General features: G+C 73.3%; 8 protein-coding genes. 4 read left to right on the top strand and 4 right to left on the bottom strand.

The genetic code is table 11. From position 1 onward, the window contains the following. Positions 1 to 106 precede the first annotated feature (106 nt). Both ACYVJ0_RS13155 and ACYVJ0_RS13150 read right to left on the bottom strand, forming a co-directional pair. Positions 107 to 748 (bottom strand): RDD family protein, encoded by a 642-nt coding sequence (locus ACYVJ0_RS13155; protein ID WP_460818287.1) that lies wholly within the window; start codon positions 746 to 748, stop codon positions 107 to 109. Next, positions 745 to 2,079: a hypothetical protein gene (locus ACYVJ0_RS13150; protein WP_460818286.1), complete on the bottom strand. Its 1,335-nt coding sequence runs from the start codon at positions 2,077 to 2,079 to the stop codon at positions 745 to 747. Before ACYVJ0_RS13150 ends, ACYVJ0_RS13155 begins: the two co-directional genes overlap by 4 nt. 98 nt (positions 2,080 to 2,177) lie before the next feature. Here ACYVJ0_RS13150 and eccCa point away from each other — a divergent pair, with 98 nt between their 5' ends. The 3 genes from eccCa (at position 2,178) to rocD (ending at position 8,313) form a co-directional block, all read left to right on the top strand. Continuing rightward, on the top strand, positions 2,178 to 6,146 hold the full coding sequence (gene eccCa, locus ACYVJ0_RS13145) for a type VII secretion protein EccCa (protein WP_460818289.1): 3,969 nt from the start codon (positions 2,178 to 2,180) through the stop codon (positions 6,144 to 6,146). 122 nt (positions 6,147 to 6,268) lie between these two features. Then, the gene (ddaH, locus tag ACYVJ0_RS13140) at positions 6,269 to 7,138 is read left to right on the top strand and encodes a dimethylargininase (RefSeq protein WP_460818285.1); all 870 of its coding nucleotides are present in this window, start codon (positions 6,269 to 6,271) and stop codon (positions 7,136 to 7,138) included. Then, positions 7,135 to 8,313, top strand: coding sequence for an ornithine--oxo-acid transaminase (rocD, locus tag ACYVJ0_RS13135; protein ID WP_460818283.1), 1,179 nt, complete (start codon positions 7,135 to 7,137; stop codon positions 8,311 to 8,313). The genes ddaH and rocD overlap by 4 nt, the downstream gene beginning before the upstream one ends. A gap of 6 nt (positions 8,314 to 8,319) precedes the next feature. Here the strand turns inward: rocD and ACYVJ0_RS13130 are convergent, their stop codons facing one another. After that, positions 8,320 to 9,681, bottom strand: a complete 1,362-nt coding sequence (locus ACYVJ0_RS13130) for an MFS transporter (RefSeq protein ID WP_449853912.1) — start codon at positions 9,679 to 9,681, stop codon at positions 8,320 to 8,322. A gap of 5 nt (positions 9,682 to 9,686) precedes the next feature. Continuing rightward, positions 9,687 to 10,199: a MarR family winged helix-turn-helix transcriptional regulator gene (locus ACYVJ0_RS13125; RefSeq protein ID WP_449853892.1), complete on the bottom strand. Its 513-nt coding sequence runs from the start codon at positions 10,197 to 10,199 to the stop codon at positions 9,687 to 9,689. Positions 10,200 to 10,282: 83 nt separating this feature from the next. Between ACYVJ0_RS13125 and ACYVJ0_RS13120 the strand changes: the two genes are divergently transcribed. Next, entirely contained in the window at positions 10,283 to 11,140 is an 858-nt protein-coding gene (locus tag ACYVJ0_RS13120) for an alpha/beta hydrolase (protein WP_449853891.1), read from the top strand. The last annotated feature ends 114 nt before the right edge of the window (positions 11,141 to 11,254 follow it).

Raw genomic sequence — 11,254 nt, 5'->3', positions numbered from 1 at the left:
GCCGCGCCCTGCGGCGCATGAAGGCGGTTGCGCTCGGGGCGCTGCTGGCCACCGCGATCCTCTTCGCGGTCGGCTTCGTGTGGCAGGACGAGGTGCCGGCGCTCGCCTACGTGCCGCCGTACGGCGCGGCTCCCGGCGGCACCGCGCCGTATGGGGCGGCCGCGCGCGAGGGCGGCTCCTGCTCGGCGGGCACGAACTCGGTGCGGCGCACGTCGATCACCTGCAGGTCGCCGATCCGGTCGTGCCACGCCTGCCGCCTGCGGGAGCGATCGGCCGTGGCGGTGAGCAGCAGCACGAGAGGACCCACCACGACGAGGTGCGAGGCGCCGAAGACGAGCGCGCGCGGGAAGGCGCGCGGCGCCCCGGCCGACACCGCCGTGCCGGCGCGCACGGTGCGCAGCCCGAGGGCGAGCTGGCCGAAGGTGGACCCCGTGTGCCCCTCCCACACGGCGAGGCCGACGAGGATCTCGACGGCCACGATCACCGTGACGAGCACCGACCCCGTCAGCAGCCAGGCGCCGACCGTGACGACGGCGACGACGGCGAGATCGATCAGCCAGGCGGCGATGCGGGGCCCCAGCCCCGCCGCCGCGGGGACCTGCACGAGCGACCGCGGGGTGTCGAACGTGGGGTAGCGCGGCGGCGCCGCAGGGGTCAGCCCCGCGGGCGGGCGCGGCGGAGCGGGCGGCTGGGCGCCGCGCACCTGCCGACGCGAGGGGCCCTGAGGGGGTGCGGAGCCGATCGTCATGCGATCCTCCTGCCGATCTCGTCGATGATTCCGGAAGCGTAGAGCAGCACGGCGGGCGTGAGGGCGACGAACGCGACCTCGAGCATGTCGCCCGTGCGCGACCAGCCGAGCGAGCGCCATCCGGCCTGCGCGGGGCGGATCAGCAGCACGGCGATCAGGCCGCACACGACCAGGGCGAGCGCCATGAGCAACGGCAGCAGCGGCCACAGCGGCGCAGCGTGCAGCACGAGCGGCACGAGGGCCGCCGTGGCGCCCACCCCGGTGGCGACCTTGGTGATGCCGCGGTGCGCGGTGCGCGACGTCAGGCCGAGGAAGGCCGCGACGCCGGCCACGCCCCCGAGGGCGCACCACGCGGCGACCGTGCCGGCCGGCACGGCGTCGAGCAGCGCCCACGCCGAGACGGCGGAGATCGCCGCGAGCAGGATCGCGCCCGAGTCGCGGCGCCTTCCGGCCTCGCGGATCGTGCCGGCGATGTCGTCGCGCGCCACGCGCCGCGGCGGCCGCGGCATGGTCTCGCGGACGCCGGGCGCATCGCGGATGAGGAACGGCATGTCGAGCAGATCCTCCTCGTCGATCGGCACCGATGCGGGCGTGAGGGCGCGGAACGCGAGCGGCACGGCGCCGAGCAGCAGCGCGGCGGGCGTGTGGGCGGGCAGCGCGAAGAGGAAGCAGACGGCCAGCACGGCGGCGGTCGCCGTCCAGATGACGGCCGAGATGCCCGTCACCGGCAGCACCGGCTGCCGTCGCAGCAGGCCGTAGCCGTGGCGCAGGCACGCGGCGGTGGCGGCGCACACGGCCCCGACGGTGAGCACCGCCTGCGGCGACGCGGTGCCCGAGCTCGCGACGGCGCCCGCGGCGAACGCGACGATCGGCACGAGCATGGCGCGCACATCGTTCTCCGCCGCCTCGGGGTGGAAGGCGAGCGCGCCCGCGCCGAGCGCGAGTGCCGCCGCGGAGACGGCCGCCCACGGCGTCTGCGGCTGGAGGACCGCCGCGATCGTGAGCGCCACCGCCAGCGTGACGAGCACGGCCACGCGCACTGCCGGGTGCCCGCCGGCCCGCGCCCTGCGGCGCTGCGCCTCGTCGGCGGCCCGCGAGGCGTCGGCCGCGGCGGCCGTGTCGAACACCCACAGCAGCGAGCCGTCGGACAGGCCCTCGCCGACGGGCTCGTCGAGGGGCAGCGGATCGCCGGCCGGGCCGATCACGCCCATGCGCAGCGGGTCCAGTCCCGACGCGCGCAGCAGCTCCCGGACCGTGACGTCGCTCGGCACGGCGAGGTCGCGCCTCCGGCCCGACCCCGCGAGCACGAGATTCACGCTCGTTCCCGCCACGCTCTCGATCCGATCCTCGAAGGCGTGTGCAACCGCGACCCGCCTGGGGCCATACTATGGCAGGGTCGTCCGGGCAGGAGGGGGAACCACACGTGAGCATGCCGGCGCCGACCAAGCGTCCGCCGCAGGCACCGCCGGGTGGCCAGCTGATCATCCAGCCACCGCCCGAGCTGCCCAAGCCCGAGGGCATGTCGAACACCCTCATGATGGCGCTGCCCATGGTGGGCAGCATGGGCGCCATCGCCCTGATGTCGTTCAATCAGGGCGGCGACCCGATGCGCACCTACCTCATGGGCGGCATGTTCCTGTTCATGGCGCTCGCGATGGTCGGCGGCAACATCTGGCGCCAGAAGGCGACGCACGCCGAGAACGTGCTGAACACGCGGCGCGAGTACCTCGCATACCTCTCCGAGACGCGCGAGGTGGTGCGCGAGACGGCGCGCCGCCAGCGCGAGTTCTCCGAGTACGTGCTGCCCGATCCCGAGGCGCTGCCCTTCATCGCGGAGGAGGGCTCGCGCGTGTGGGAGCGGCGCGCGGACCAGGCGGATCAGTACATCGTGCGGATCGGCACGTCGGTGCAGCCGCTGTCGCTCGACCTCGAGGAGGCGCCGGTGCCCGCCCTCGCGCAGCTCGACCCGGTCAGCGCCTCCGCCGCGCACAGCTTCGTGCTCACACACGAGGTGCAGCCCGGGCTGCCGCACGCCGTCGACCTCCTCTCCACCTGCCGCATCGAGATCGCCGGATCGGAGGCGCGCGCCCGCGGTCTCGCCCGCGCGATGATCGCGCACCTGACGACGTTCGTGCACCCGTCGCAGCTGCAGGTCGCCGTGCTCGCCGCGCCCGACGCGCTCCCCTACTGGGAGTGGACGAAGTGGCTGCCGCACGCCCACTCGGCGCGCGAGCGCGACGCCGTCGGCCCCGCCCGCCTCGTCGGCGCCACGTGGGCCGACATCGAGGGGCTCGTCGACGCCGGCATCTCGGAGCGCCCGCGCTTCGCGCCAGGCACCACCGTCTCGGGCCACCACCTCCTGCTCGTCGTCGACGGCGGGCACCTGCCGGCCGGCCACCCGATCGCCTCGGAGGACGGCGTGCACGGGGTGACCGTGCTCGACCTGCCGCAGACGTGGGGCGAGCTGACCGATCCGCACACGCTGCGCCTGCTGCTCGCCGAGGCATCAGGGCACGAGATCATGCACATCGCGCGCCGCGGCGTCTCACCCCACCCGGCCGTGCCCGACCGCATCAGCGTGAGCGTCGCCGAGGCCACCGCGCGCCGGCTCACCCCGCTGCTCGAGGTCGCCGAGGAGACGGGGGCCGGCCCGAAGAAGGCCGTCTCGGCCGAGCTGACCGACCTGCTCGGCCTGCCGGACGTGCGCGACTTCGACCCCGCCGTCGCGTGGCGCCCGCGCCGGGCGCGCGACCGCCTGCGGGTGCCGATCGGCCTCACGGTGGACGGCCAGCCGATGATCCTCGACATCAAGGAATCGGCCCAGCAGGGCATGGGCCCGCACGGCATGCTCATCGGCGCGACCGGATCGGGAAAATCCGAGGTGCTGCGCACCCTCGTGCTCGCGCTGGCCATGACGCACTCGTCCGAGGACCTCAACTTCGTGCTCGTCGACTTCAAGGGCGGCGCGACGTTCGCGGGCATGGCCGACATGCCGCACGTGGCGGCGGTCATCACCAACCTCGGCGACGACCTCACCCTCGTCGACCGCATGCAGGACGCCATCACGGGCGAGATGGTGCGCCGCCAGGAGCTGCTGCGCGACGCGGGCAACTTCGCCAACGTGGCCGACTACGAGAAGGCGCGCAAGGGCGGCCGCACCGACCTCGCGCCGCTGCCGGCGCTGTTCATCGTCGCCGACGAGTTCTCGGAGCTGCTCGCCGCCAAGCCGGACTTCACCGAGCTGTTCGTCGCGATCGGCCGCCTCGGCCGATCGCTGCAGATGCACCTGCTGCTGTCGACGCAGCGGCTCGAGGAGGGCAAGCTGCGCGGCCTCGACTCGCACCTGTCGTACCGGATCGGTCTGAAGACGTTCTCGGGGGCCGACTCGCGGGCCGTCATCGGTGTGCCCGACGCCTTCGAGCTGCCCGGCGGCGGCGGTCACGGCATCCTGAAGTCCGACGCGTCCACGCTCACGCAGTTCCGCGCCGCCTACGTGTCGGCGCCCCCCAAGGCCCGGCGGCGCACGCAGCGCAGCGCCGATCAGCCGGTGCGCGACGTCAAGGTGCAGCAGTTCACCGCCGCCCCCGTCATCGCGCCCACGCAAGCCGCGGACGACGCCGAGGCGTACGTGGACCCGAGCGAGCCGGCCGAGACGCGCGTCACCTTCGACATCGCCGTCGAGCGCATGAAGGGGCAGGGTCCGCCCGCCCACCAGGTGTGGCTGCCGCCGCTCGAGACGCCGCCCACGTTCGACGAGCTGTTCGGCGACCTCGTCGAGGACCCCGCGCTCGGGCTCGTGTCGCCGTCGTGGCGGCGCCGCGGCCGCCTTCGGCTGCCGCTGGGCATCGTCGACCGCCCGCTCGAGCAGCGCCGCGAGGTGCTGGAGCTCGACCTGTCGGGTGCGGGCGGGCACGTCGCCATCGTCGGCTCCGCGCGCAGCGGAAAGTCCACGATGGCGCGCTCGATCGTCGCGGGCCTCGCGCTCACCCACACCCCGGCCGAGGTGCAGTTCTACGTCATGGACTTCGGCGGCGGCACGTTCACGCCGCTGTCGCGGCTCGCGCACGTGGCCGGAGTCGCCGGACGCAACGAGCCCGACGTGCTCCGCCGCATGTACTCCGAGATCCTCGGGATCCTGAACGCGCGCGAGCAGTTCTTCAAGGCGCACAGCATCGACTCGATCGAGACCTATCGGCGCTGGCGCGCCGAGGGGCGCGTCGACGACGGCTACGGCGACATCTTCCTCATCGTCGACGGCTGGCCGACCCTGCGGGCCGAGTTCGACGAGATGGAGTTCGAGATCCAGGCGCTGGCGGCGCGCGGCCTCACCTTCGGGCTGCACATCGTCGCGACGACCGCGCGCTGGATGGACTTCCGCACGCAGATCCGCGACACGTTCGGAAGCAAGCTCGAGCTGCGCCTGGGCGACCCGATGGACTCGGAGATCAACCGCAACATCGCCAAGAACGTGCCCAGCGAGCGCCCCGGCCGCGGCCTCACGATGAGCGGTCACCACATGATCGGCGCGCTGCCGCGTGTCGACGGCGTGGCCGACGACGACTCGCTCGCGGAGGGCGTCGAGGACCTCGTCGCCCGCGTCGGCGCCGCGTGGAAGGGTCGCCCCGGCCCGAAGCTGCGCCTGCTGCCCGAGATGCTGCGGCTCGACGACCTGCGCGCCGCGGCCACCGACGAGCGGCTGCAGCGCTCGATCCTCCTGGGCATCGACGAGGCCGCGCTCGGCCCCGTCGGCTTCGATCCGCGCGCCGACTCGCACCTGTACCTGTTCGGCGATTCCGGATCGGGCAAGACGTCGTTCCTGCGCGGCATCGCCGGCGAGGTGCGCCGGCTCTACACGCCCGCCCAGGCGCAGATCTTCATTGTGGACTACCGCCGCGCGCTGCTGGCCGAGGTGCCGGAGGACTACCTCGCCGGCTACTACACGACCGCGGATCAGGCGACCCAGGAGATCGCGGGCCTCGCGCAGTACCTGCGCAACCGCCTGCCCGGCCCGGATGTGACGCCCCAGCAGCTGCGCGACCGCTCGTGGTGGTCGGGCGCCGAGGCGTTCGTGCTCGTCGACGACTACGACCTCGTCGCCACGGCGAGCGGCAACCCGCTCGCCGCGCTGCAGCCGCTGCTGGCGCAGGCCGCCGACGTGGGCCTGCACGTGATGTTCGCGCGTCGCATCGGCGGCGCCTCGCGCAGCCTCTACGAGCCGGTGACGCAGACGCTGCGCGACCTGGCGGCGCCCGGCATCATGCTCTCGGGCCCCACCGAGGAGGGCGCGCTGATCGGCAACGTCAAGCCGCGTCCCGCGGTGCCGGGCCGCGCGCAGTACATCTCGCGCGACCGCGGCAACCTCGTGCTGCAGCTGGCGTACTCGCCGCCCACCGTGTGAGACGGGGGTTCGCAGCGGGCGCGTGGCAGAATGTGTGCGGCGTGCATTCGCGTAGGTGTTGAGTCACTCCGCAGTGCCCGAGGACAGCGTCCGCCGCCCGTTTTCACGACGAGGAGCGATCCATGTCCCAGATGTCCGTCGCCGTCGCGCCCGCCTCCGAGCGCACGCAGCACCCGCGCCGGTACCTGATGTGCCGGCCCGAGCACTTCACGGTGTCGTACTCGATCAACCCGTGGATGGAGCCGGCCAACCCGACCGACACGGCGCTCGCCGTGCGGCAGTGGCAGAAGCTGTACGACACGTACGTCGAGCTCGGCCACGAGGTCGAGCTGATCGATCCGGTCCCCGGCCTGCCCGACATGGTCTACACCGCCAACGGCGGCTTCGTGATCGACGGCGTCTTCTACGCGCCGCGCTTCCGCTTCGAGGAGCGTCAGGGCGAGGAGCCCGCCTTCATCGAATGGGCGAGCTCGCACGGCTTCGAGGTCGTGCTGCCGGAGTTCACGAACGAGGGCGAGGGCGACTTCCTGCTCGCCGGCGACGTCGTCCTGGCGGGGCGCGGCTTCCGCTCGACCGACGACAGCCACGCCGAGATCGCGCGCGTGTTCGACCGCGAGGTCGTCTCGCTCACGCTCGTCGACCCGCGCTTCTACCACCTCGACACCGCGCTGAGCGTGCTCGACCCCGTCGTCGCGCCGGGCCAGACGCCCACGATCGCCTACCTGCCCGGCGCCTTCGACGACGCCAGCCGCGCCGAGCTGGAGCGCCGCTTCCCCGACGCGATCCGCGTCGCCGACGCCGACGGCGCGGTGTTCGGCCTGAACTCGGCCAGCGACGGCCGCAACGTGTTCATCTCCCCGCGTGCCACCGGCTTCGAGGCGCAGCTGCGCGAGCGCGGCTACAACCCGGTGCTGATCGATCTGTCCGAGCTGCTGCTCGGCGGCGGCGGCATCAAGTGCTGCACGCTCGAGCTGCGGGGCGGCGCCCGATGACGGCCGAGCCGCACGTCGCGCGCAACTACAAGCCCCTGCCCGTCACGATCGCCTCGGGCGAGGGCGCGTGGGTGACCGACGTCGAGGGGCGCCGCTACCTCGACCTGCTCGCGGGCTACTCCGCCCTCAACTTCGGGCACGGCCACCCCGGCCTCGTCGCCGCGGCGACGGAGCAGCTGGGGCGCGTCACGCTCACGAGCCGCGCGTTCCGCTCGGATCGCCTCGAGCCGTTCGCGGCCGCGCTGGCCGAGCTGTGCGGCAAGGACCTCGTGCTGCCGATGAACACGGGCGCCGAGGCCGTGGAGACCGGCATCAAGGTGGCCCGCGCGTGGGGCTACCGCGTGAAGGGCGTGCCCGCCGACCGCGCGAAGATCGTCGTCGCGCACGGCAACTTCCACGGCCGCACGACGACGATCGTCGGCTTCAGCGACGACCCGGACGCGCGCGACGACTTCGGTCCCTACGCGCCGGGATTCGCCGCCGTGCCGTTCGGCGACGCCGCGGCGCTGGCGGCGGCGATCGACGACGACACCGTCGCGGTGCTGCTGGAGCCGATCCAGGGCGAGGGCGGCGTCGTGATCCCGCCCGAGGGCTACCTGCGCGAGGTGCGCGCGCTCACGCGCGAGCGCAACGTGCTGTTCATCGCCGACGAGATCCAGTCGGGCCTCGGGCGCACGGGCGAGACGTTCGCGTGCGACCGCGAGGGCGTCGTGCCCGACGTCTACCTGCTCGGCAAGGCGCTGGGCGGCGGCATCCTGCCCGTCTCGGCGGTCGTGGCCGACGAGGACGTGCTGGGCGTGATCCGCCCGGGCGAGCACGGCTCGACCTTCGGCGGCAACCCGCTCGCGGCGGCCGTGGGCCTGGCGGTCGTCGAGCTGCTGCGCGAGGGCGCCGTGCAGGAGCGCGCGCGGGCCCTCGGCGAGCACCTCGGCACGCGTCTCGACGCGCTCATCGGGCACGGGGTGGCGGGCTACCGCCGCGCCGGGCTGTGGGCGGGCGTCGACATCGACCCCGCGTACGGCACGGGCCGCGAGGTCGCCGAGTCGCTGCTGGCCCGCGGCGTGCTCGTGAAGGACACGCACGGCCAGACGATCCGCATCGCCCCGCCTCTGGTCATCCGCGCCACCGAGCTCGACTGGGCCGTGGAGCAGCTGCAGGTGGTCCTCGCCCGCTGACGCGGGTCAGGCGCGGCGCGGGGCCGGCTCGGCGTCCGGATCGTCGTCGGCGATCGAGATGGGCGTCGTGCTCGCGATCTCCTCGCTGAACTCCTCGGGCCCGGGTCCCGGCTTCGTGATGACGGGGATCGACACGGTCTCGTCGATCGAGAAGCCGAGGCGGCGGTGCTCGTGGCGGTGCATGCGCCCCGACGCGATGAGCCACGTCAGCCCGATGAGGCACGAGATGAGGCCGCCGAGGGCGCCGGTGTTGATCGCCGCGCGCGGGCCCCACTCCGCCGCGATCCAGCCGACTATCGGCGCGCCCACGGGCGTGCCGCCCATGAGGATGGCCATGTAGATGGCCATCACGCGCCCGCGCACGGCGGGCGGTGTGGTCGTCTGCACGTAGCCGTTCGCGGTGGTGAGCATGGTCACGGTGGCGAAGCCGATGCCGACGATGACGATGGCGTAGAGCGAGTAGGTGGGCATGAGCGACGACAGGAACGCGATCGCGGCGAAGCCCCCCGTCGCGGCGATGACCACCCGCATCCGGGCGCGATCGCGGCGCGCCGCCATGAGGGCGCCGGCCAGCGATCCGATCGCGATGATCGAGCTGAGCAGGCCGAAGCCGTCGGCCTCCCGGCCGAACTCGAGCGCCATCGTCGAGGCGTAGATGGGGAAGTTCATCGCGAGCGCCCCCATCAGGAAGATCATCACGAAGATGACGATGAGGTCGGGCCGGGTGCGCACGTAGCGGAACCCGTCGCTGAGGCGCGAGCGGTTCTTCTGCTCGGCGCGCGGCTGCAGCTCGTGCGTGCGCATCAGCAGGAGGGCGGTGATCATCGCGAGGTACGTCGCGGCGTTCAGCAGGAACACCCAGCCCGATCCGATCGCGACGATGAGCACGCCGGCCACGGCCGGGCCCAGCATGCGCGCGCTGTTGAACGAGGCCGAGTTGAGCGCCACGGCGTTCGAGGCGAGCTCGTGCCGCACGATGTCGGTCACGAAGGTCTGCCGAGCCGGGTTGTCGAAGGCGGCGACGATGCCCATCGCGAACGCGAAGGCGTACATCATCCCGAGCGTCATGAGGCCGCTCAGCAGCAGCACGGCGGTCGCGACCGAGAGCACGCCCAGCAGCAGCTGCGTGACGATGAGCAGCAGGCGCCGGTCGAAGCGGTCGACGACCCAGCCGGTGACGCCCACGAGCAGCAGCGGCGGCGCGAACTGCAGCGCCATGGTCAGGCCCATCGCGCCCGCGTCGTTGTCGGTGAGGTAGGTGAGCACCACCCAGCTCTGCGCCGTCGACTGCATCCACGACCCGATGTTCGACACGAGGGCGCCGAGGAACCAGACCCGGTAGTTGAACGAGGCGAAGGAGCGGAACATCGCGTTCACGGCCGGCCTCCGTCCTGCGCGGCCTCGCGACCCGGATCCGCCGGATCGGGCGCGGCCTGCGGCTCGGCGGCGAGGCGGGGGTCGCGCTCGACCTCGCGCAGGATGATCTCGGCGGCGCGGCGCATCACGGCGCGGTCCTCGGGCGGGAGCCCGGCGAGCACGCGGCCGAGCCATTCGTCGCGGCGGCGCGTGGTCTCGGCCACGACGGTGCGGCCGGCTTCGGTGATGGCGATGACGACGCGGCGCCGGTCGGCCGGATCCTCGGTGCGCGTGAGGTAGCCGAGCTCCTCGAGCCCGTTCACCGTGCGGTTCATCGACGGCGCGGTGATGCCCTCGCGCGCGGCGAGGGCTGAGAGCGTGTGCGATCCGAGGGTGTTGAGATGGGCGAGGACCGCGAACTGGCCGTCGGTCATCTCGGCGACCGCGCGCTGCTGGCGCATGCGGCGCGAGAGGCGGAAGGTCGCCGCGCGGATCTCGGAGGCGTCGGAGGAGAGTGATTCGTTAGCCATTCGAATCATTAGCCTAGCTCATTAGATTTGCTAACGGAACCCGGATATCGCCGTGCCGGTTCGGGGGCGATAGGGTGCCACTCATGCCCGAGTTCATCGACGCGCACGGCGTCGCGATCGTCTACGACGTCCACGAGCCCGAGGGCGCGCCGCGCGGGGTCGTGCAGCTGCTGCACGGTGTGGGCGAGCACGCGGGACGCTACGCGCACGTCATCGAGGCGCTCACGGGCGCCGGCTTCGTCGTGTATGCGGACGACCACCGCGGCCACGGCCGCACCGGCATGAAGCAGCACGGCGACGCGCGCCTGCTCGGCAGGCTCGGCGTGGGCGGGCACCCCGCCGCGCTCGCCGCGGTGCGTCGGCTCAGCGGCATCATCCGGGATGAGCGTCCCGGCCTGCCGCTCGTCCTGCTGGGGCACTCGTGGGGGTCGTTCCTCGCGCAGATGCTCTTCGATGCCGATCCCGCGGGCTACGACGCCGTCGTCCTGAGCGGCTCGGCGCTGCGCTGGCCGGGCTCCCTCAACGCGGGCGACCTGAACGCGCGCTGGCGGGGACCGCAGGCGAACGGCCTCGAGTGGCTCTCGACCGATCCGGCCGTCGCGAGCGCGTTCCACGCCGACCCGCTGACGACCGCCACGCCGCTGCGCAAGCTCTTCGGTCTCGTCGACGGTGCGCGCCTGTTCGGCCGCCCCCGCCGAGGGCTGCGCGAGGCCGCCGGGCGCGACGTGCCGATCCTGCTGCTCGTGGGCCGCGACGACCCGGTGGGCGGCCCGCGCTCCGTGCACCGCCTGGCCGACGCCTACCGCACCCGCGGCGGCTTCGAGGACGTCACGACCCTCGTCTACCCCGACGCCCGCCACGAGATCGTCAACGACGCCAGCTGGCCGCAGGTGCGCGCCGACCTGCGCGCCTGGCTCGACGCGCGCTTCCCCCCGCGCTGACCCGTTACTTTCTTCGTGACCGTCTGGCGGAGGATGCTAGGCGGTGACGGCCTGCCGGGCCCGGCATGATTGCTGCCCCCTGTCTTTGATGATCCGGGGGGTGTTGTCACCGGG

This window comes from Microbacterium petrolearium (assembly GCF_054782875.1).
Note: the sequence above shows the minus strand (reverse complement) of the source record. Positions and strands in the feature narration are given on the sequence as shown.